Annotated in this window: 17 protein-coding genes and 10 tRNA genes; 25 read left to right on the forward strand and 2 right to left on the reverse strand. The window is 42.3% G+C overall.

Annotation, left to right across the window (positions count from 1 at the left end; translation table 11 throughout):
* The first annotated feature begins 164 nt into the window (after positions 1-164).
* The 19 genes from BN2425_RS13740 to dacB (BN2425_RS13830) all read left to right on the forward strand — a co-directional run bounded on the left by BN2425_RS13740 (position 165) and on the right by dacB (BN2425_RS13830) (position 14,304).
* Positions 165-248, forward strand: a tRNA-Leu gene (locus BN2425_RS13740).
* 12 nt (positions 249-260) lie between these two features.
* A tRNA-Gly gene (locus tag BN2425_RS13745) sits at positions 261-335 on the forward strand.
* Between the two features lie 4 nt (positions 336-339).
* Positions 340-425 (forward strand) — tRNA-Leu (locus tag BN2425_RS13750).
* Between the two features lie 10 nt (positions 426-435).
* A tRNA-Pro gene (locus BN2425_RS13755) sits at positions 436-509 on the forward strand.
* Between the two features lie 6 nt (positions 510-515).
* A tRNA-Ala gene (locus tag BN2425_RS13760) sits at positions 516-588 on the forward strand.
* Positions 589-604: 16 nt separating this feature from the next.
* Positions 605-681: transfer RNA gene (locus BN2425_RS13765), tRNA-Met, on the forward strand.
* A gap of 21 nt (positions 682-702) precedes the next feature.
* Positions 703-795, forward strand: a tRNA-Ser gene (locus tag BN2425_RS13770).
* A gap of 7 nt (positions 796-802) precedes the next feature.
* Positions 803-884 (forward strand) — tRNA-Tyr (locus BN2425_RS13775).
* Positions 885-890: 6 nt separating this feature from the next.
* Positions 891-964: transfer RNA gene (locus tag BN2425_RS13780), tRNA-Trp, on the forward strand.
* A gap of 21 nt (positions 965-985) precedes the next feature.
* Positions 986-1,059: transfer RNA gene (locus BN2425_RS13785), tRNA-Ile, on the forward strand.
* 125 nt (positions 1,060-1,184) lie between these two features.
* Positions 1,185-1,994: a bifunctional DNA-formamidopyrimidine glycosylase/DNA-(apurinic or apyrimidinic site) lyase gene (gene mutM, locus BN2425_RS13790; RefSeq protein WP_042460549.1), complete on the forward strand. Its 810-nt coding sequence runs from the start codon at positions 1,185-1,187 to the stop codon at positions 1,992-1,994.
* A gap of 171 nt (positions 1,995-2,165) precedes the next feature.
* The gene (locus BN2425_RS13795) at positions 2,166-2,807 is read left to right on the forward strand and encodes a helix-turn-helix transcriptional regulator (protein ID WP_042460552.1); all 642 of its coding nucleotides are present in this window, start codon (positions 2,166-2,168) and stop codon (positions 2,805-2,807) included.
* A 13-nt stretch (positions 2,808-2,820) separates the two neighbouring features.
* On the forward strand, positions 2,821-3,633 hold the full coding sequence (locus tag BN2425_RS13800) for a pyruvate, water dikinase regulatory protein (protein WP_042460555.1): 813 nt from the start codon (positions 2,821-2,823) through the stop codon (positions 3,631-3,633).
* A gap of 6 nt (positions 3,634-3,639) precedes the next feature.
* Positions 3,640-6,309: a pyruvate, phosphate dikinase gene (gene ppdK / locus BN2425_RS13805; RefSeq protein WP_042460558.1), complete on the forward strand. Its 2,670-nt coding sequence runs from the start codon at positions 3,640-3,642 to the stop codon at positions 6,307-6,309.
* Between the two features lie 357 nt (positions 6,310-6,666).
* Entirely contained in the window at positions 6,667-6,858 is a 192-nt protein-coding gene (locus tag BN2425_RS13810) for a YbxH family protein (protein ID WP_042460560.1), read from the forward strand.
* Between the two features lie 388 nt (positions 6,859-7,246).
* Positions 7,247-9,823 carry a DEAD/DEAH box helicase gene (locus BN2425_RS13815; RefSeq protein ID WP_042460564.1) on the forward strand — a complete coding sequence of 859 codons (2,577 nt, stop codon included), beginning with the start codon at positions 7,247-7,249 and terminating at the stop codon, positions 9,821-9,823.
* Positions 9,824-9,977: 154 nt separating this feature from the next.
* Positions 9,978-11,252 (forward strand): LysM peptidoglycan-binding domain-containing protein, encoded by a 1,275-nt coding sequence (locus tag BN2425_RS13820; RefSeq protein WP_042460567.1) that lies wholly within the window; start codon positions 9,978-9,980, stop codon positions 11,250-11,252.
* A 65-nt stretch (positions 11,253-11,317) separates the two neighbouring features.
* Positions 11,318-12,727: a D-alanyl-D-alanine carboxypeptidase/D-alanyl-D-alanine endopeptidase gene (gene dacB, locus BN2425_RS13825; protein ID WP_042460570.1), complete on the forward strand. Its 1,410-nt coding sequence runs from the start codon at positions 11,318-11,320 to the stop codon at positions 12,725-12,727.
* A gap of 125 nt (positions 12,728-12,852) precedes the next feature.
* Positions 12,853-14,304, forward strand: a complete 1,452-nt coding sequence (gene dacB / locus BN2425_RS13830; RefSeq protein WP_042460573.1) for a D-alanyl-D-alanine carboxypeptidase/D-alanyl-D-alanine endopeptidase — start codon at positions 12,853-12,855, stop codon at positions 14,302-14,304.
* Between the two features lie 151 nt (positions 14,305-14,455).
* On the opposite strand, the gene BN2425_RS13835 is transcribed toward dacB (BN2425_RS13830), so the two are convergent.
* Complete coding sequence (locus BN2425_RS13835; RefSeq protein ID WP_042460576.1) at positions 14,456-14,941, reverse strand: HIT family protein; 486 nt, start codon at positions 14,939-14,941, stop codon at positions 14,456-14,458.
* A 118-nt stretch (positions 14,942-15,059) separates the two neighbouring features.
* Here BN2425_RS13835 and BN2425_RS13840 point away from each other — a divergent pair, with 118 nt between their 5' ends.
* Complete coding sequence (locus BN2425_RS13840; protein ID WP_042460579.1) at positions 15,060-15,899, forward strand: deoxyribonuclease IV; 840 nt, start codon at positions 15,060-15,062, stop codon at positions 15,897-15,899.
* Positions 15,900-15,991: 92 nt separating this feature from the next.
* Complete coding sequence (locus tag BN2425_RS13845; RefSeq protein WP_042460583.1) at positions 15,992-16,720, forward strand: CBS domain-containing protein; 729 nt, start codon at positions 15,992-15,994, stop codon at positions 16,718-16,720.
* A gap of 42 nt (positions 16,721-16,762) precedes the next feature.
* Here the strand turns inward: BN2425_RS13845 and BN2425_RS13850 are convergent, their stop codons facing one another.
* Positions 16,763-17,512 (reverse strand): hypothetical protein, encoded by a 750-nt coding sequence (locus BN2425_RS13850; protein ID WP_042460586.1) that lies wholly within the window; start codon positions 17,510-17,512, stop codon positions 16,763-16,765.
* Positions 17,513-17,762: 250 nt separating this feature from the next.
* On the opposite strand from BN2425_RS13850, the gene BN2425_RS23115 reads away from it, so the two are divergent.
* The 4 genes from BN2425_RS23115 to BN2425_RS13865 all read left to right on the forward strand — a co-directional run bounded on the left by BN2425_RS23115 (position 17,763) and on the right by BN2425_RS13865 (position 22,320).
* Positions 17,763-17,858, forward strand: coding sequence for a putative holin-like toxin (locus BN2425_RS23115; RefSeq protein ID WP_235714641.1), 96 nt, complete (start codon positions 17,763-17,765; stop codon positions 17,856-17,858).
* Positions 17,859-18,181: 323 nt separating this feature from the next.
* Entirely contained in the window at positions 18,182-19,507 is a 1,326-nt protein-coding gene (locus tag BN2425_RS13855; RefSeq protein ID WP_042460588.1) for an FAD-binding oxidoreductase, read from the forward strand.
* A gap of 1 nt (position 19,508) precedes the next feature.
* A complete protein-coding gene (locus BN2425_RS13860; protein WP_042460591.1) occupies positions 19,509-20,873 on the forward strand; it encodes a (Fe-S)-binding protein in 1,365 nt (454 codons plus the stop codon).
* Positions 20,860-22,320: an FAD-linked oxidase C-terminal domain-containing protein gene (locus tag BN2425_RS13865; protein WP_042460593.1), complete on the forward strand. Its 1,461-nt coding sequence runs from the start codon at positions 20,860-20,862 to the stop codon at positions 22,318-22,320. The genes BN2425_RS13860 and BN2425_RS13865 overlap by 14 nt, the downstream gene beginning before the upstream one ends.
* Positions 22,321-22,396 lie beyond the last annotated feature (76 nt).

The raw sequence follows: 22,396 nt of genomic DNA on the forward strand, positions 1-22,396 counted from the left end.
GATAGGTCAGAGGTGGAAGCATGGTGACGTGTGGAGCTGACTGATACTAATCGATCGAGGACTTAACCAAGTCATTTTAAAGCGAACTCGAGTTTATGAAAGTTTCTTCTGATTATCTAGTTTTGAGGGAATAATCCCCAGTTTTATAACATTTATTTAAATTTGCGGGTGTGGCGGAATCGGCAGACGCGCTAGATTCAGGTTCTAGTGGTAGTAATACCGTATGGGTTCAAGTCCCTTCACCCGCATCAGTGATTTTTGCGGAAGTAGTTCAGTGGTAGAACACCACCTTGCCAAGGTGGGGGTCGCGGGTTCGAATCCCGTCTTCCGCTCCAATATGCCGGGGTGGCGGAACTGGCAGACGCACAGGACTTAAAATCCTGCGGTAGGTGACTACCGTACCGGTTCGATTCCGGTCCTCGGCATCCTCTCTTCCGGGAAATAGCTCAGCTTGGTAGAGCACTACGTTCGGGACGTAGGGGTCGCAGGTTCAAATCCTGTTTTCCCGATCCTTCGGGGTCTTAGCTCAGCTGGGAGAGCGCTTGCTTCGCAAGCAAGAGGTCGGCGGTTCAATCCCGCTAGACTCCAATTTAAATAATAACATGGCGGTGTAGCTCAGCTGGCTAGAGCGTACGGTTCATACCCGTAAGGTCGGGGGTTCGATCCCCTCCGCCGCTACCAATTAGAGTATGGCTTTTTTTTGGAGGAATACCCAAGTCCGGCTGAAGGGATCGGTCTTGAAAACCGACAGGCGGGTTAAACCGCGCGGGGGTTCGAATCCCTCTTCCTCCGCCATTGATTTGGAGGGGTAGCGAAGTGGCTAAACGCGGCGGACTGTAAATCCGCTCCCTCAGGGTTCGGCGGTTCGAATCCGTCCCCCTCCATCCTATAGGGGCATAGTTTAAAGGTAGAACAAAGGTCTCCAAAACCTTTGGTGTGGGTTCGATTCCTGCTGCCCCTGCCATATATTTATAATTTAATTTTAGGGCCTATAGCTCAGCTGGTTAGAGCGCACGCCTGATAAGCGTGAGGTCGATGGTTCAAGTCCATTTAGGCCCATTAAACCGAGTTCTTATTGAATTCGGTTTTTTTATGTGCTCCATTGACTTCCACTAATTTTCTTATTAATCAAAACCATATTAGGAAATTCTAAAGGAAAAGCATAAGCAATGGGGGAATCTGAGATGCCTGAACTTCCAGAAATGGAAAATTATAAAATACATTTAAACCATAAAATTGCCGGCCAAGACATTACCGATATACAAATCAATCGGGAAAAGTCAATCAACATTAATGCAGGGCTTTTTACTAATACAGTCCTGCACCAAAAAGTATTGAATGTTAGTCGGAGAGGTAAGCATTTGCTGTTTCACCTGCAAAACGGATATGTCCTTTTACTTCATCTGATGTTGGGGGGATGGATGTTTTTTGGACAGGAATCAGACAAGCCTAAACGTACGATTCAGGTTCGCCTCTCATTTGGCAACGAGCATCTTTATTTTATTGGGCTTAGGCTTGGATACTTGCACCTATATAATCCCCAGGAAACACAAGACAAACTGTCTCACTTAGGCCCCGAACCATTAGACCCCAATTTTACCGCAATTGAATTTATTAATCGATTAAATAAAAAACATGGGCGGTTAAAAACAACACTAATTGACCAAGAGTTTATTGCTGGAATTGGAAATTGTTATTCTGCAGAAATCTGTTTTCACGCTGGGATACTGCCTATAAAAGATATTGATGATCTCGATGATCCTGTGAAAAGTCAATTATATCAGTCCATGAAAACTGTACTTTTAGAGGGCATTAGACTGGGCGGGTACATGGATAATCCATTTTATTCAGGGGATACAAAAACAGGGGGATTCAATGAACACTGTCAAGTATATGATCGTGAAGGTCAGCCCTGCCATCGGTGCGGGACAATTATTATCAAACAAATGGTCTCTTCACGAAAGACATTTTATTGTCCGAATTGTCAAAAGTAATCTATCTCGCCAATCTGGCGAGATTTTTTAATTATATTTAAAATAAGTAAATTTGTAAAAATAGTGGTTTCGAATTCATTTTAAATAGTATATACTAAATATAAATAAGTATAGCATAATTGTTGAGAAACCAAAGAATATACCCTAATTAATCAAATAAAGGGGGTGGTAATGATTAAACTTAGCAAACGTCAGGATGAAATTTTACAAATAGTGAAACAAAATGGTCCAATAACGGGGAAGAAGATTGCTGATAAGCTTTCCGTAACAAGAGCAGCATTAAGACCGGATTTGGCCATTTTAACGATGTCAGGAAAATTGGAAGCCAGGCCCAGGGTTGGATATTATTTTAATGACAAGTTTGAATTGAAACAGCAAGCCCAACAGTTTATTTATCAGAAGGTTGCAGACTTTAAGGCACATCCAATTGTAGTTGAAAAATCAACGTCAGTTTACAATGCTGTAGTTCAGCTTTTTTTAGAAGATGTGGGCACTTTATATACGGTTGATTCCGAAGGACATTTAGCGGGAGTGATTTCTCGAAAGGATTTACTTAGGGCAGCTTTAGGTAATAGAAATCTCCAGGAATTACCGGTCAGTGTCATTATGACACGAATGCCCAATATCATTACTATTTTTCCTGAGGAGTCGTTACTCGAGGCAGCAAAAAAAATGATCAATTATCATATAGATTCTTTACCTGTTGTGAAGGAAGTAGATCAGCAGAAAAATACATATTTGTTATTGGGGAGAATAACCAAAACTACGATAACAAGGGCATATGTAGAAATCATGGAAGGTAAAACTGTCTAAGGGAGGGCTGCAGTTGGTTCAGAAAGAAGTGGTTTATGTGGTGAGTGACTCAGTTGGGGAAACAGCTGAGTTCGTTGTAAAAGCAGTGGCAACACAGTTTAACGGAGGTCATGTAGAAATCCGCCGCAGTTCTTATGTTGAAGATATTGAAGATATCGAGGATGTTTTGATTTTAGCAAAAAGAGATCATTCCATCATCGCCTATACCATTGTTATTCCTAATTTAAAGGAGTATTTAGATAGAAGAGCAAGCGAAGAAAGGATTACTGCTGTGGATTTACTAAGTCCGTTGATGAATGCGTTTGAGACAAGGTTTCATAAGCCGCCACATCACCGTCCTGGACTGATGAGGAAATTGGATGAGGAGTATTTTCGGAAAATTGAAGCAATTGAGTTTGCTGTTAAATATGACGATGGGCGAGATCCACGCGGCATTTTAAAAGCAGACATTGTGTTAATTGGAGTATCTAGGACATCAAAAACGCCATTGTCCATGTATTTGGCACACAAGCGATTTAAAGTGGCAAATGTTCCATTGGTACCGGAAGTACCGCCGCCGGAGGAATTATATCAGGTGCCGAGGAAAAATTGTATCGGCTTGATTATCTCTCCGAATAAATTAAATGAAATTAGAAAAGAGAGATTAAGAGCTTTGGGTCTAGCCTCAAAAGCGAATTATGCAAGTTTCCAAAGGATTCTGGATGAATTGGATTACGCCGAGAAAATTATGAAACGTGTTGGCTGTCCGGTCATTGATGTCTCCAATAAAGCCATTGAAGAAACAGCCGGTTTAATTCTGGATATTTTAAAAAAGGAAAGGAGTTAGTGGATTATGGAGAAGTTCGTCTATTTATTCCATGAAGGAAATGGAAATATGCGTGACCTGCTAGGTGGGAAAGGGGCAAATTTAGCGGAGATGACCCGTATTGGGTTGCCTGTCCCCTATGGATTTACGATTACCACCCATGCTTGTAATACCTACTATGAATCTAATAAAACCGTCCCAGAATTGGTTGAAAGACAGACATTGGAGGCTTTAGCCTGTTTAGAAGAAAGAATGGGAAAAAAATTGGGGGACCCGCTAAACCCTTTGCTAGTGTCGGTCCGCTCCGGCTCCGTGTTTTCTATGCCTGGAATGATGGACACCATTTTAAACCTCGGGATGAATGATGAAACGGTGGAAGGGGTAGCAGCATTAACCAATAATCCACGGTTTGCTTTCGATTCCTACCGCCGTTTTATTCAAATGTTTAGCAATGTGGTACTTAATATCGATACGTTTTATTTTGAACAGCTTTTAGAAGAGACACGAGAGCAAAAAGGATATGTTTCAGACCCGGAAATGACTGCAGAAGACTGGCAGGAAGTGATTGTGGGTTACAAACAGATCGTCAAAAAACATACAAGAAAAGATTTTCCTCAAAATCCAAAAGAGCAGCTGTTTCTTGCTATTAATGCCGTATTTGATTCTTGGAATAACCAGCGGGCGATTGTATACCGCCGCTTGAACAAAATACCAGATCATCTTGGTACCGCCGTAAATATTCAAAGTATGGTTTTCGGTAACATGGGTAATGACTCTGGGACAGGTGTTGCGTTCACCAGGAATCCGTCTACCGGAGAACCCGTACTTTATGGTGAGTACTTAATTAATGCTCAAGGAGAGGATGTAGTGGCGGGGATTCGCACGCCGCAGCCGATAGCAGCCTTGAAGGAAGAAATGCCCGAAGTTTACCAGCAATTTACTGAAACTAGCCACCGATTAGAGCAGCATTATAAAGAAATGCAAGATATTGAATTTACCGTTGAACGAGGAAAACTATTCATCTTGCAAACACGTAACGGTAAACGGACGGCACAGGCAGCGATTCGAATTGCCGTTGATATGGTGAAAGAAGGCATCATTGACAGAAGAACCGCATTGCTCCATGTTGATCCGGACCAATTAAATCAATTGCTGCATCGCCGGATTGATGACACAGCCACTCGTAAAGTATTGGCAAAGGGACTGCCTGCATCACCAGGGGCAGCAACAGGCCAGGTTGTGTTTGATGCTGATGAAGCGGAGCAATTAGGTAATGAGGGCACCAAGGTTATTCTGGTCCGTCCTGAAACTACCCCTGATGATATACATGGGATTGTGGCTTCTCAAGGGGTATTAACAAGCCGAGGTGGAATGACCAGCCATGCAGCGGTTGTTGCTCGCGGTATGGGGAAAGCATGTATTTGTGGCTGTGAGGCAATCAAAATTGATTTAAGATCAAAAAAATTTACTGTAGGGGATAGGGTGGTCCATTACCGCGACACTATTACCATTGATGGATCGACAGGTGAAATCATGCTGGGGGAAATTTCTATGATTGATCCAGAGTTATCACCCGAATTTCAGCTTTTATTAGGATGGGCAGATCAGGAACGGAAAATCGGAGTTCGTGCCAATGCAGATAATCCTGAAGATACCAAGAAAGCATTCGAGTTTGGGGCTGAAGGAGTTGGCTTGTGCCGAACAGAACACATGTTTATGGATCAGTATCGGATACCAATCGTGCAAAAAATGATATTGGCAGATAATTATGAGGAAAGAATGGAAGCGCTCGAACAGCTCTTGCCAATGCAGCAGGGTGACTTCGAGGGAATCTTTGAAGCAATGCAAGGCTACCCTGTCACAGTTCGATTATTAGATCCACCGCTCCATGAATTCCTACCTTATAAAGAAGAACTGATAGTAGAGGTAACAAAGCTTCAAATCTTGGACCCACAATCAAAGGAGTTGAAGCAAAAAGAACAGCTATTGAAGAAGGTTCGTCAACTGGATGAGTTTAACCCAATGCTTGGACACCGTGGCTGCCGTTTGGGTATGACCTATCCAGAAATCTATGATATGCAAGCTAAAGCCATTTTCTATGCAGCAGCAAAATTAGCAGAGAAAGGGATCGAAGTTCAACCAGAAATTATGATTCCGCTTGTCGGGCATGTCAATGAATTAAAACAAATGCGCCAACTGGTAGTTAATGCAGCATCAACAGTGCAGGAGGAAACAGGAACAACCATTCATTACACAATCGGTACGATGATTGAAATACCACGAGCAGCTTTAACTGCTGACAAAATTGCCGAGGAAGCCGACTTTTTCTCGTTTGGAACTAATGATTTAACTCAAACCACCTTTGGTTTTAGTCGTGATGATGCGGAAGGTAAATTTCTGCAAGCCTATATTGAACACAAAGTTCTCCCGGAGAATCCGTTTGCCGTGTTAGACCAAGAGGGGGTCGGAAAGCTGGTAGAAACAGGTGTCCAGCTTGGCCGCTTGACAAAGCCTTCTTTAAAAACCGGTATTTGCGGTGAGCATGGAGGAGAAAAAAGCTCGATCGATTTCTGTTATAAAACGGGCTTAAATTATGTCAGTTGTTCGCCGTATCGGGTGCCACTTGCTCGTTTGGCTGCAGCCCAGGCTGCTATTCGCCATCAGGAAAATAAACAAGAAGTATTTACTACTGCATAAAAGAATGGAACGGTGTCAATAGGCACCGTTCTCTTATTATGTAAGCATAAACCGGATTAGCCCCCATATTTTTGCTTATACTATAAAAAAATTAGGCTCTGTTAAACGTTAAATGATCATGTTGATTTTTTCTTTGTTGATTGGAGCGGAATGCGCTCGACTCCTCGAAAATCTTCAATGATGCTATCGCATCATTTCGTGCGAAGAAAGTTCATGGATGCTTTCCTTGTGGTATCGCATTTTCTTCGTACGTGGGCGGATTCGAGATGAATTTCAGTGTCCTGCGGTTGTACAGGGCTGGGGCTGCAATCAACAGCCAAATGTACCAGAGCTAAAATTAAAAAGTGAGGAATATACATGGGAGCTATTGAAAGAAACGGATACCGCTTTGTACCGGAATATAGTGTGATTCAACAAAATGGAGCAATCCATGTCTATAATAAAGAGAAGTTTATAGAGGAAATAAGATTTAAGTTTTCAGGAAAATTCCCTGAAATGGACCAAATAGAGGACCTAGTAGACAAATATTGTGAGCAGAATAATCTATAAGGAACACTTGTTCGATTGTTAAATCAATGCTATAATGTAACATGCAATAGAATAGGACTTTTCAAGGGTGGGGCACATCTCCTGTCAGAAAGGAGGTGATGCTTTTGACAGTGTACCAGGGATTGATGTTTGCTGTATCGTTTGCCAGTCTCATTGTCACGGTACTGTCGTTTCACCGAAAAAAATAATCCACCCTTGAGCCGGCAAGCAGGAGAGGTGGATTACTGTTTCGCCGATCCCCAATCATGGGAAGTCAGCTATTGCAAAGCCGAGCGGTTTCCTGTAAGTTCTGCTCGGTCTTTTTTACTATATGCGCTTCTATACGAACATTATACATAAGATTAAGACAAAAGGAAATGAAAATGTCAAAATGATTGGAGGGGCAGGGATGAGCAAATTAATGGCGATTTACCCTCAGGCGATAGAACATACCAAATTAAAAGTGTATGAAGATATCGACCGCTATTTAGAAAGACAGGAGACAGCGCCTTCTTTTGAACAATACTTGATAGACCGTGGCCATTATCTGGAGCAACTTTGGACTAATGTGTGGCTGAACAAATCAACAAACGATGTCCCAAAGAATGAAAAAAAGCAATATTTAACTGAAAAGGGCTTTGAAGTACAAGGGGTTGACCGAAAACTTATTAATAAGCTTTTTCGTGATGAAATGAGGATGTATCAGCCCTTTGATGCCCTTTCCTGGGTTACCGGTATTTTTGCTGGCAAGAACGAGGAGTGGCGCAAACGTTACCAGAACGCGAAAGAGGCGTTTACACTGCGAGAAGTAATAAAAGAGCGGGAAGAGATAAAGTCAGCCCTTCAAGATAAAATGGTGAAAACGGCGATTCGGATAATGGAGGGCCACTATCAGATTTTTTATTTATATATCCGTTATTTTGCGGCCAAACAATTGGCTGCCGATTTTAAAAACAATATCAAATTTCAATCCATGGATCCTTCCTCATTAGAAGAGAAATTAACCAGTGAAGGTTCTTTTAATCCCGGAGCATACAGGACAGTGGATCAGTTCTTTAAGGAATTGACAGGAGAAATCCAATCGACGCTTGACTGGGGTAGAAGTTACTATGAATATGAGACCTACTTTTATGTTTATGAGAGCTTAATCTCTGATTACATATCGGATCTGATTCCAGAGAAGGTATTGGAAAATATTCCCGATCAATTAAAACGAGAATTTGTGGAAACTTTTCAGGAACCTTTAACTACATCCTTCGTGAGAGGCACAATATCTGATTTGTTGTATGATGTTTCCGGATATTATTTTGAGGATCTTCAGGAAGAGTACCTTAATGACCTGCTAAGACTGGCTGAGGTGCCATTTGACCTCCAGCTTCATAAGCAAATATTGGAGCAGGATATACACGAGCAGGAGAGAAGACGGGCCGAAGAAATGGCCGAGTTACAGAGAAGAAAAGAAGAAGAAGAACGCATGATGCGGGATATTTTTGGAAAAGAATATGACCCGTCACTTAGAGGGCAGATTCATTATGTTCTGCATATCGGTGAAACCAATACCGGAAAAACCCATCATGCATTAGAAAAAATGAAGCAAGCCGAAAGCGGTTTGTATTTAGCACCCTTGAGGCTGCTTGCACTTGAAGTGTATGACAAGTTAAATGCTGAAGGAACTCCATGCTCGTTAAAAACAGGAGAAGAAGAAAAAGTCATCCCTGATGCGAACCATATTTCCTGTACAGTTGAAATGTTCCACGAAAAGGAATATTACCAAGTGGTTGTAATAGATGAAGCCCAAATGATCACCGATAAGGACCGAGGCTTTTCTTGGTACAAGGCGATTACTAAAGCCAATGCCGCGGAGGTTCATATTATTGGCAGCCGAAATTCCAAACCAATGCTGCTGGAGCTTTTGGGTGATTCCGATATTGAGTTAAATGAGTATAGCCGTGATACCCCGCTAGAGGTGGAAAACAAGGAATTTCATATTAAGCATGTAAAAAAAGGAGATGCCCTTATTTGTTTTTCCAGAAGACGGGTTTTGGAAATGGCCTCAAGATTACAAAATGATGGCCATTCTGTCAGCATGATTTATGGAAGTATGCCACCTGAAACAAGGAAAAAACAAATCGAGCTGTTTATTGAAGGTAAAACAAAAGTCATTGTCGCAACGGATGCAATTGGCATGGGGCTTAACCTTCCCATACGGAGGATTGTTTTTCTGGAAAATGAAAAGTTCGATGGAACTAGAAGGAGACTGCTAACCTCACAGGAAGTCAAACAGATTGCCGGAAGGGCCGGCAGAAAAGGGATTTACGATGTCGGCAAGGTGGCATTTACAAGTGACATAAAAAAAATGCGCCATTTGCTGCTTCAAGAAGATAAGCCTGTCCATACCTTTGCTATTGCTCCGACCAATGGTGTATTTGAACGGTTTCAGCGTTATTATCATGATTTGGGGACGTTCTTTGAACTCTGGGAGAAATTCGAAAGTCCTAAAGGGACAAAAAAAGCTACTCTTTATGAAGAAAAACAGTTGTATGAAAAAATTGCTGGGACCGAAATCGAGGCACGCCTTTCCTTGATGGATTTATACGGCTTTTTACATTTGCCTTTTTCCCAAAATGAGCCTGCATTGATTAATCAATGGGAGTCATCCATGTATGCCATCGTCCAAGGTAGAGAGCTGCCAGAGCCAATTGTCAAAGAGGGCAGTCTCGAAGAGCTAGAACTTAGCTATAAGGCGATTGGTCTTCATTTGTTATTTTTATATCGGTTAGGAGAGCGGACGGAAGCGATGTATTGGGAACGGCTGCGTCTTGAAATTAGTGACAAAGTTCAGGAACGGTTGCGAACCGATATCAAAAAGTTTGTAAAAAGATGCAGAAACTGCGGAAAAAAACTTTCCTGGGATCATCCCTTTCCTACGTGTGATGCCTGCTATAGGGCTAAGTATAGAAAGTATTGGTACGAACAGGAACAGTGATTTTAAAAAGTCGACATGTTAACTGGAACGGATGAAGACTACACAAACAGCCATGCTAAAATGACCAGCATGGTTGTTTGTGTTTAAATTACAAAAACCTAAAGTATAATATATCCATTTGCCCATATGATGAGTATAAAAGGGGTGTGAAAAGATGACAGTTCATGTTGTGGGTGCTGGTGATAGTTTATGGAGCATTTCAAATACGTATGGTGTGCCGCTGCAAACGATCATGTCGACAAATGGTCTGCCATCGGAAAAGAGTCTTGTTCCCGGTTTAGCGCTATATCTTCCAGATCACACGACGTTTATGCGGTCCTATAAAATTAAAGCGGGAGACAATGATTGGAGTCTGGCAAAAGTTTTTCAGACAACTCCTGAGGCTATTTTATCAGCCAACCCTGGCATAAACACTAATTTGCTCTCCATTGGGCAAGTCATTAACATTCCATCCCCCCTTAAATTACGTTTAGCAACCCTTGGTTTTCTTATTCCTTATGATGCAAGCGCCATTCTACCTACATTAGGGGCTATTTCCAAGGAATTAACGTTTCTCGCCATTGTAGCATATTCATTTACATCCGAGGGATATGCTTATAACGAAATAGAGGATTCTTCCATTGTTGCAAGATGCAAAGAGTTAAATATCACCCCATTATTGATGATCCGTAATTTTGCTGGCGGGAATTTCAGTCCTAACCTAGCAGGTGATGTACTGGGGAACTCCAGGTATCGAAACAATCTAATTGCTAGTATCGTGAATTTAGCCAGGCAAAGGGGATTTGGCGGCATCAGCATCGACTTTGAATTTATTCCCCCTGCTAGACGCAACGATTTCAGCAGTTTTTTATCTGGTTTAAAATCGGCACTTGGCAACTTGATTTTGCAAGTGAATGTCCATGCTAAAACGGAGGATATCCCGACGAACCGGATTATCGGTGCCTATGATTACGCTGCCATTGGCAGGGCAGCAGACCTGGTTGCTGTTATGACCATTGATTATGGGTATCCAGGCGGGCCACCTGACCCGATTGCGCCGATTCCCTGGATGGAACAGGTGATTCAGTATTCTTTAACCCAAATACCTTCTTCTAAACTGCAGGTGGCGATTGCCTTGTATGGCTATGATAAAGTGACCACAACGAAAGCAACCACAGCCTTCTCTATTTTGGCGGCTCAGAATTTGGCGATATCTACAGGTACCTCCATTCAATATGACGCTTCAAACAAGTCACCATGGTTTCGTTATTGGCGGGGGGCGGAAGAACATATCGTTCGGTTTGAAGATATAAGAAGTTTACTAGAAAAATATCGGCTAATGGATATTTATCAGCTATCGGGTACGACTTTTTGGCAGATTAGTCTGCCCGCTCCGCAGAATTGGGCATTTATTCGGGATCATATAGAAGTTTTCAAACTTTACAGATAATATCCTTTTAGGGAAGCGTTCAGCATGTTAAACTGGAAAAAAACGAAAGGCTGGAATTTTAGTAGATGGAAACTTTTGGTTTTATAGATGAACAAATGAATAGAGAATTCCTTGAAAAAAAGTTGAATATATTGATAGAATCGTGTGCCGACCTCCAGGGGGCGATTGCAGGAATTAGTATCAGGTCCATTGAAGATGGAAATATAATCTATCAACACCATGGTGCTATTCGCCTGCGGCCGGCATCGAACATGAAACTGTTTACGGCCGCTGCCGCTCTTAATGTATTAGGTGAGGATTATACCTTCCCTACGGAAATCTATAGCACGGGTTTGATACAAAATCATAGCCTTTTCGGGGATCTTTTTTTAAAAGGAAAAGGGGACCCGACTTTACTGAAAGCTGATTTTGACAAAATAGCTGAAAAACTAAAAACCCTTGGAATTCAACAAATTGAGGGAAACCTGATTGGTGATGATTCTTGGTATGACGATGTCCGTTACTCCCAAGATCTAACATGGACGGATGAAACGTTTTATTATGGAGCACAAATTTCTGCTATAACTGCCTCCCCAACTTCCGATTTTGATGCAGGTGCAGTTGAAATCACGCTTACTCCTGGTTCAAAGGCCGGAGATCTAGTCCAAGTGGAGGTTACCCCTAAAACTGATTATGTACAAACCCTCAACCAGGCCATAACCGCTGAAAGCGGAGAAGAAGAAATTATTTTTGAGCGAATACATGCCCAAAATACCATCTTGGTTAAAGGGGCATTGCCCATCCATTCAGAGGGACTGAAAGAATGGATCGCGGTCTGGGACCCGACGCGGTTTGCCCTGACTCTTTTTAAACAATCATTAGAAGAACATGGGATTCAACTATCAGGGGAATTGGAATCTGGCATTGTTCCTGACAGTGCTGAACTGGTATGTTCCCGGCGTTCAATACCACTCTCTCAGTTGCTCATCCCATTTATGAAATTAAGCAATAACACCCACGCGGAGATCTTTATTAAGGAAATGGGAAAAATGGTTACAGGAGTTGGCAGTTGGGAAAACGGACTGGAAGTACTAACGGAAGAAATCAAAAAATTAGGTGTTAACACCGACACGATGGTGATCAGGGATGGGTCCGGCATTTCTCATGTTAACCTGATTTCAGCTAATGAAATTTCCAAATTGCTATTCGCGATTCAAAAGGAAAAGTGGTTTCCGGCCTATCTGCATTCCTTGCCTGTTGCTGGGGATGGTGAAAAGATGGTTGGCGGTACGCTTAGAAACCGTATGGCCCATTTGCGGGGGATGATAAAAGCAAAAACAGGATCCATTTCCACGGTCAGTACTTTATCAGGTTATCTTATGACGAAAAGTGGTCGGGCACTCATCTTCTCTATTATGTTAAATAATCTACTTGACGATGAAAAAGGCAAAGAAGTGGAAGACCAGATGGTTGACCTTATAGTGAACTCGTATTAGATACAGACTATTTCATTTTTATTTTAGTGATTTTTTTCAGCCTAATGGGAATATAAAAGTAGTAGACCCAAACTAGCCGTGTGCTATTGGCCAATCACTTTTCTAAAGAAAGGCTGAAGAATCCGATGAAAAAAATGCTTTCTTTATCTATGATCATTTTATTGTTTATGGTAACGTCCACTGCTGGACAGGCAGCAACGGAGGGACAGCTTAATACTAAATTAAATCAATTATTATCTGCTTCTGCTGAACTGCAAGGAGGGATTGTTGGGATTAGTGTCCGGAATGCGGCCGATGGCCATTTGATTTATCAGCATCTTGGCGATATCCGTTTGCGACCTGCCTCTAATATGAAACTGTTAACTGCCGCAGCAGCCCTTAATGTTTTGGGGGAGGCTCATACATTTCCAACCGAGGTGTACCGGGATGGTCCGGTTAAGTCGAAAATCCTTCGAGGTGATCTCTACCTGAAAGGAAAAGGCGACCCAACATTAATGGAGTCAGATTTTAATAAAATGGCGGAGAAACTGCAAAAACAGGGAATTAAACAGGTAAACGGGAATTTGGTTGGTGATGACACCTGGTATGACGGAATCAGATATTCCCTTGATTTGCCCTGGAGTGATGAAATGGCCTATTATGGTGCACAAATTTCCGCTCTAACAGCTTCGCCAACAACGGATTATGATGCTGGTGCGATGGAAATGGAAATACGTCCGGGCACAAAGCCTGGTGACAAGGTCACGGTGGACATGACTCCAAAAACAAATTATGTAAAAGTGATGAATCGTGCGGAAACGGTTAATAAAAAAGGAAAAAAGAAATTGACAATTGAAAGGGAGCATGCAAAGAATACAATCATAATTGGTGGCACGGTGCCACTTGGCTCAAAACCAATAAAAGAATGGATTGCGGTTTGGGACCCCACTCGCTATGCCTTGACATTGTTTAAACAATCACTCGCCGAACATGGAATTGAAATAAGGGGAAAAATCAAAACAGGGAGGGTTCCAGATTCCAGTGTGTTACTACTATCCCATCAATCCATGCCTTTATCAGAGTTGCTTGTCCCATTTATGAAATTGAGTAATAACACTCATGCGGAAATATTAATCAAGGAAATGGGAAAAGTGGCCAAAGGGGAGGGAAGCTGGGAAAAAGGGATAGAAGTACTGAAGGAAGAACTGGTGAAGTTTGGGGTGGACCCAGCCACAATGGTGATTAGGGATGGCTCGGGTGTATCTCATGTTGACCTGATACCAGCTAATCAAATTTCTCAGTTACTATTTTCTGTTCAGAGTGCCAAATGGTTTCCCGCTTATCTGAATGCCTTGCCTGTAGCAGGCGATCATGACAAAATGGTCGGTGGTACGCTGCGAAGCCGAATGAGGACGGCAGATGTGCTGGGAAGAGTAAAAGCAAAAACTGGTACGATTTCCACCGTACGTTCCTTATCGGGGTATGTCACGACAGCCAATGGACAGACGGTTGTTTTTTCCATTCTGTTAAATAATTTGCTGGATGATGAGAAAAAGAATTACATAGAAGACCAAATTGTTAGGATGATTGCTGAATAGAGTCTGAATACCTGTGTGACAATCTGAAGCAGTTTCATGGTCACACTTTTACGGATCAATGGATGTTGACCGGATAAAAATGGGACCTTGCAATACAGGGAGTCATTTATTATTCCGTGTTACCCCAGTTGATGATGGACAAAAAAGTGTCCTAAGACCTTAATTCTTTTTTCAGGGCTTCAATAGCACTAAAAACCCGAATCCTATTTTCGTCTGTATTCCTATGATTCCTCGCATAAAGCAGCACAGGTCTCACAGATTCAATAGAACGACCCCATTCATGCATCCACTCATACCGTGGCACCATCCATGTATGAAAGTGGTGCGTAGTATCTTCGTTATAAAAATAATAAACATGCTCAATTCCAAGCGCAGTCCGCTGCGCTTTTCTAATTTTGGTTAACAAATTGATGTAATCAATCTTTTCGTCCTCTGTCAGCTCATCAAAACATTTAATATGACGCTTCGAGGCCAAGATGACCAATCCCTCTATCGGATATGCAACATCCTGATGAGCATGGAAATGTTCGGTTTCAACCATGACTCCACCATCCGGCTCGAGTAATCCTCCTGTCAATGCACAGCTTAAACATTCCACCTCTACAGTTTGTCCGTTAGCTAAAGTTATCTTTCTCATCCTTCTCCCCCCAATGACTCGATCTATCTAACAAATTATACTATAGAGATTGACAAGGCGAATAGAATTTTCCAGTTGGGCAAAATCTAAAAATACATTCAAACACGGTGGGATGAGTATGATTTTTGGAAGCCATGTCAGTATCAGAAACGGATATTTAGGGGCGGCAAAGCGGGCAGCCTCTTATGATGCATCCGCGTATCAATATTTTCCGAAAAACCCGAGGAGCCTTACGATTAAAGAATTTGACAATCATGATGCGGAAGCATGTAAAGCATATTGTCAGGAGCACCAATTGCAATCCATTGCCCACACACCTTATCCAACAAGTCTAACACCTTCTAAGGATAAGGAAGAACTAACCATTGCATCCCTGCTCAATGATTTAGAAATAGCCAATGCCTGTGGTTCCATTGGTGTTGTCGTCCATTACGGAAGCCAAATCAGTGAAACCGACCCGCTTGCAAGCTACCATTTAATGCTATACACACTCAATACTGTGCTAAGCAGGTGGAAGGGGGAGACGCTTATTCTTTTGGAAAATAACGCCGGTACAAAAGGGGCATTGGGTACCACATTTGAGGAACTAGTTCAAATCCGCAATCTCTGTGAGTTTCCTGAAAAAATCGGCTTCTGTCTGGATACCTGCCATGCATTCGCCAGCGGGTTATGGAATGGAGAGAATACGGAGGAATTTTTCAAAAAAGGGCAGGAACTGAATTACTTTGACCACTTAAAAGCAATCCATCTCAATAATTCAAAGTACCCTTCAGGATCAAAAAAAGACCGGCACGCCAATATTTTTAAAAATAACGGCTTTATCAAAGAAGAACACTTAAAGGAGATGGTAACATCTCCAATACTTAAGGAAGTGCCGTTTATTCTAGAAACCCCTGATGATGAAGGCATTACCCACCAAGAAGAGATTAGCATGCTACAAGAAAGGTGGGGGCAATAAAGTTAATTTTGTGAATCTTTAAGTATTGACCTTATTAATAATTTGAATTATAACTTAAAAAGAGAATTAGCGGAGGGCAAGTGGAGAGGAATATGAAAACACCAAATAATCAAGCTCGATTGCATTCGGAACGGTTTGAGGTTGCGTTTAATCAAGTTCACGATGCATTAAGAGACATCGTCAAAATAAACGATGATAGATTTATAGTTTTGTTGAAGACTGGGGCAAAAAGGTACCAAATTATTGAAGCGTTTAAAAAAGATCTTGAGCAATATGCCAAGCTTCGAAATGCGATTGTTCATGAAAAGAGGCAAATTGGCTATTATATTGCAGAACCGAATGCAAAGGTCGTCCATCATATTGAAAAAATTGCCAACATCTTCAGCCAGCCAAATTATGCACTATCGATTGCATCTAAAAAGGTTGTTTCTTTTGAGTACGGTGACCCAATTTTAAAAGTGACGGATGCCATTAAGGAGCACGGGCTTTCCAAATTTCCGGTCTATCATAAAAATCATTGTGTTGGACTGCTAACAGCCGGGTCAGTCGTCAAATGGATGGCTGCTAACATGGATAACGGTTTAGTTCATTTAACCAACATCCAAGTTTCAGACATTATGAAGTTTGAAAAGGAACAACGCGTTCAAGTTGTCTCAAAAGAGGTTAATATATTTGATGTCGAGAATATTTTCGAAGAAGCACATAAAAATAAGATGAAGCTAGAAGCGGTGGTGATAACCGAACATGGAAAGTTAGACGAAAAACCGATAGGGATCATTCCTCCATGGGATTTAATAGAAATTGATTATACGGTGGAATAACAGGAAGGAGCATACTTAAGATGGTATGCTCCTCGCTGAATATTAAGGCAGATTATCAAAATCAAACTCGCTTAGCTGGTCCATGTGACTGGCAATCATAGCAATAATCGTACTCGCTTCTTCTTTGCTGAAAATAAAATGAGATTCATCTTTTATTAATTCATCATCTGTGGTCCAAACACGGTTCACTCGCCGAAGGACACCATCCCCCGTCTCCTCGACTACTCCAAATTGATAGGTAATCTCCACTTCATCCTTATGCTTAAACGCCGTCACCTCTGGTGTAGACCATTCGATATCAATTTCTTCAAAGATTTCATCTCGGTTATCCTGTTCTGCTTCATAATATTCCTCTTCGTCCTCATCGTCGGGTTCGTCATCAAATTCTGATAATTTCATTTCGTCTGTCTCATCAACACAATCTTCTGACTCAAGGAATACACCGTCTGAGGTGAATTGATCGTCACCATTAATATAATCATGAAGACTTTCATGGACTTCATCAATGATTTCCTCAATGTCTGAAAGAATGATTTTGACCGAATTACCCCGATCAACATCGAAGGAATCAATATAAAATTCCTCATTGTCTGGGTCAAAAAATAATGTACAGAAATAATCACGGCCCAGCTCGTCTGTATCCTCATCCGCTGTCTCCACAAAAAACTCGATTCTTGGATGCTTGGCAGCCCGCTCAATCGTCATATGCCCGATTTGGTCATATTCTTCACAAATTGACTCCAAGTGATCTTGTAATTCTCCGCATACCCGGTCAAACCACTCTAATGACATCCGCACCTCATCCTTTCAAAAGTAATCGAGGTTATTATTTCCGACAATTCAAATATTATGTTATATTAGTTGGTGCAGAATGAAAGAAAGGTATTACCTAAAGGGGAGATTAATCATAGATCCTACAAAACGGACTGGTGTCAATTTCCATTGAATAGTTAGACAATCCTTTACTGGGGCTTTATAATAAAAAAGTACAGCAAATAGCTGGGTGGCGGCGGCACTCCTTTTAGAAAGGGGGTGACGCCTGATGCTGACTGTCTACGAAGGAATCAGTCTGATGATTGGTTTTGGAAGTCTAGTTGTAGCGGTTATCGCAGTTGTTATTTCTCATAAAAAGAAATAACCCACCCCGCTCTTGAGCCAAGTTGGGTGGATTATTTCTCCCTCTGTGCCGCTGCACTTTGCAGTTGCTGTACAAGAGCTCTCGGCCCGCCAGCCGAGGCTCTTTTTAGTATATGGTGTTTATAAATTAATTATATATAGAGAATGAAGAGATGTAAAGGAAAGACATGCCGTGTTTATCTTGCATAGCATCGTCTGCTTTTATACAATAAGATTAAGGTGTTTTATAACAGTCTTCAACCATCCGGCAGTACCATCGTCTACCGTTTTATTAGCCTTTATGAATTCAGAATATTATAAAATATCAAAACAAGGAGGAGGAAGATGGTAACAGACGAACTGATTGCCAAAATAAGCTCCACATATCCAGAATTAGAAATTGAGAATGGACTAGTGAGTATTCATCCATTGGGGAATGACGGCAAGGTTGTCGTTTATCCCCAAACAGAAGAGGAAATTGCTAGTGTCCTTAGATTTGCAAATGAAAACCAGAATAGTGTGGTTGTCATGGCCGGAGGTTCAAAAAGAGGCTGCGGCGGTTTAGAAGAGTCTGCTGAGATTTTACTATCGTTGGAAAAGTATAAAGGCATTGTTGAGCATACTCTTGGTGATATGACCTTAACTGTGAAAGCTGGGACTCCATATAAAGAGATTCAGAATTATATAGCAGGATTTAATCAAAAAATTCCCCTTGACCCCTATGCTTTAGAATATGCAACAATTGGTGGAGTAGTTTCCGCCAATGACAGCGGTCCAAAACGGCTCGGTTACGGCTCTGCTCGTGATAGCGTCATTGGCATGCGAATCGTTTATCCCGATGGCACGGTAATCCGAACGGGAGGGAAAACGGTTAAAAACGTGGCCGGATATGATTTTAATAAATTGTTTATCGGATCGATGGGAACACTTGGCGTCATCACTGAAATAACCCTCAAACTTAGACCTTTACAAAAATATGAGAGTCTTGTACTAGTAACCTTCCCAGATGGGAACCCCGAAGAAATTTATTCTTTTTCCGTCACCTTCTTAAATACAGTCATGGAACCAACTGCATTAGAACTTTTGAGTCCAGCATTATCAGAAAAATTAACCGGACATTCCTGTTTTACTCTTGCCGTCTGCTTTGAGGATGTGGAAAGTGCAGTCCGGTACCAGGTAGAATTTATTGAAAAACTAAAACCGGATACTTCGGGTTTTTCTGTCCTACATCAGGAGAGCGCTAGGGCATTTTGGAATTTATTAACCAAAATTCCACCTAATGGTGCAGTGGAATATACAGGGCCAGAAACGAGGGCCTCTGTAAAAATTGGCGTAAAAAACTTAGATGTTATAAAAGTCATGAAGGAAAGCCATTTGCTTCAAGACCGTTATAATCTCGATATTGAAGCCCATGGTGGATTGGGTCATGGCATCGCCCGGATCTATCTGAACGGGGCCAGCGACGATGTGATGAATGCGATAGGGATATTGAGAACATTTGCAGAAAAATTAGGCGGCTATGCTGTCTTGACCCATTTGCCATTGGTCCTTCGCCGACAAATAGACGTCTGGGGACCAAAACCTGCCTATTCTTTCCTATTTGATGGCATTAAATCAAAAATTGACCCAAAGCGAATACTGAATCCAAAACGTTTCGTAGGAGGGATATAAGATGGGTCTCCCTGAACTGGAGCAAAACCGGCCTTGTAATTCAGCTGGTTTAGGAAATTATTTATGGAATGATCCACCAAAAGAATATAAATGGGCTGATTGCGTTCACTGTGGTTTATGCTTAGAAGCCTGTCCGACCTATGAACAATTGGGACAGGAGCAGCATTCACCGCGCGGCCGTGTTCACCTGATTAAATCAGTTGCTGAAGGTAAGCTGCAGGTCAACGAGGCGTTTGCTGATCCGGTATTTCAGTGCTTAGATTGCCGCGCCTGTACAACTGCTTGCCCGGCAAGCGTCGATGTCGGCGGTTTGATCGAGGAGGCCAGGGGTCAAGTCAGGCAGGCGATGCCGCTCTCTGGCTGGAAGGCTATGGCCAGCAAGTTTTTACTCGAAACCCTGTTTCCCCATCATGAGCGTTTAGAAGCAGCGGGTGGATTATTAAAATTTTATCAAAAAAGCGGGCTCCAGAAAGTGGTTCGCAAAACAGGGCTGATTAACATAATGCCGGACCATTTAATAGAAATGGAGTCGATCATGCCTGAGGTGAAAACTTCTGTCCGAAAAAAATACAAGGATATCAACGTCATTAAGGCAAAAGAGAAGACCAAGCGCCAGGTGGCGATGCTGACAGGCTGTATTATGGATGTGATGTTCAGCGATGTTAATCAGGCAACCATTAATGTCCTGACACGTAACGGAAATGATGTATTGATTCCTAAAAATCAAACTTGCTGTGGGGCACTGCATGTTCATGCCGGTGACCGGGAAATGGGCAGGAAGCTCGCCAAACAAAATATTGAAGCATTCGAGAGTTCCGAAAAGGTAATTGTTAATGCCGCAGGTTGTGGCTGTATGCTAAAGGAGTATCCAGAACTGTTTCATGAAGAACCGGAATGGTATGAGCGAGCTCAAGAATTTTCCGCAAAAGTGGAAGATATAGCGAAATATCTCTACGATACAGGTTATGAGATTCCGAAGGCGGAATTAAAGACACGGATTACATATCACGATGCTTGCCATCTAGCTCATGGTCAAGGCATCCGCGAAGAGCCTCGTGATTTGCTTCTGCATATTCCCGGAGTGGAAATGGTCTCTATGCCAAATGCGGACCGCTGCTGTGGCAGTGCCGGAGTCTACAACCTCACTCATCCGGAAATGGCTTCGGCGGTATTAGAAAGCAAGATGACCCATATACCGGAGGATGTGGAGATGATTTCGATGGGCAACCCGGGCTGTATGCTGCAAATGGCAGTTGGTGTACAGAAGTATGGCAGGAATCAAAGGGTAGTTCATACCATCCAACTGCTGGACTGGGCATATCAAAAGGAAGAAGTGCAAGGGGGCAAGAATCATGGCACGAAATAAATTGGATACAAATGACCCTCATATACTTCACTTAGCGAAACTGGTTTCTGGACCAAACGCCATTCTGTATAAGCAGGAAGATTTGCTCGCCTATGATTGTGATGGGTTTACGATTGAGAGACATTTGCCGCGGGCAGTTGTTTTTCCAAATAACACAGAAGAGGTAGCAAAGATTGTGAAGTTTTGCTCGGAAAATAAGCTTCCGTTTTTGGCACGTGGAGCCGGAACGGGACTAAGCGGCGGAGCCGTACCATTAAATAACGAAATCATCATTAGTTTGGTTCGGATGAAGCGGCTGCTTGAAGTGGATTTCGAAAACCGCCGTGCTGTTGTTGAACCTGGCTATGTTAATTTAAAGTTGACGAATTCAATTGCTGATAAAGGTTATTATTATGCTCCAGATCCATCGAGCCAATATGCATGCACAATAGGTGGAAACGTGGCGGAAAATGCTGGCGGGGCCCATTGCTTGAAATATGGGGTTACTACAAATCATATTTTAGGCCTGGAGGTTGTACTGCCAAATGGAGATGTGATGGAAATTTCCCCTAATGGGATTGCTGATTTTCCGGGTTATGATTTGCTCGGCTTGCTGACTGGCTCAGAAGGCACCTTGGGGATCGTGACTAAAATAACGGTTCGAATTTTAAAAAATCCGGAAGCAAAGCAAACCGTTCTGGCCTATTTCGACCGAGTCCAGGACGGAAGCCAGGCTGTCTCAAATATTATTTCCGCAGGTATTGTTCCGGCTGCCTTAGAAATGATGGATAAGGTTGCAATCGAAGGTGTGGAAGCAGCAGCCTTTCCAGTTGGCCATCCTAAGGACATTGCCGCAGTGTTATTAATTGAGGTTGATGGGATTGCAGCCGGTATAGATGAACAGATTCAGCTGATTTTGGATGTTTGCAAAAAAAGCCATGTTCGCGAGGTAAAAGTGGCAGAAGACGAAGCAGAACGGGCCAGATGGTGGGCAAACCGTAAAACTGGGTTTGGCGCCATGGGGGCGATCTCCCCTGATTACTTGGTCCAGGATGGAGTCATTCCCAGAAGTAAGCTGCCCGAAGTTTTAGAGCGCATCCATAAAATTAGTGAAGAATCTGGCTTGAGGATTGCCAACATTTTTCATGCTGGAGATGGAAATCTTCACCCACTAGTTTTGTTTGATTCGAGAGTACCCGGAGATACCGAAAAGGCCATTCGAGCGGGTAGTGCATGTTTAAAGGCCTGCGCAGATGCTGGAGGATCGATTACCGGTGAACACGGGGTCGGCATTGAGAAAAAAGAGGAAATGCGATTTGTCTTTAATGATGATGAAATCAAAGCACAAACTGATATTCGAGATGTATTTAATCCAGACCGGCTGTTAAATGCCGGGAAGTTATTTCCTACACCGAGCCGCTGTGCCGAAATGAAGCAGGAACTGAAAAGACCAGAACATGCCAAGTAGTGTTTGTGTGGTTAGCTAGCCATGAAAAAGCCCTTGAACAGGGCTTTTTTATCTGGCTTGTTATAAGAACGGCAGC

Source organism: Neobacillus dielmonensis (assembly GCF_000612665.1).
Lineage (GTDB): Bacteria > Bacillota > Bacilli > Bacillales > Cytobacillaceae > Neobacillus > Neobacillus dielmonensis.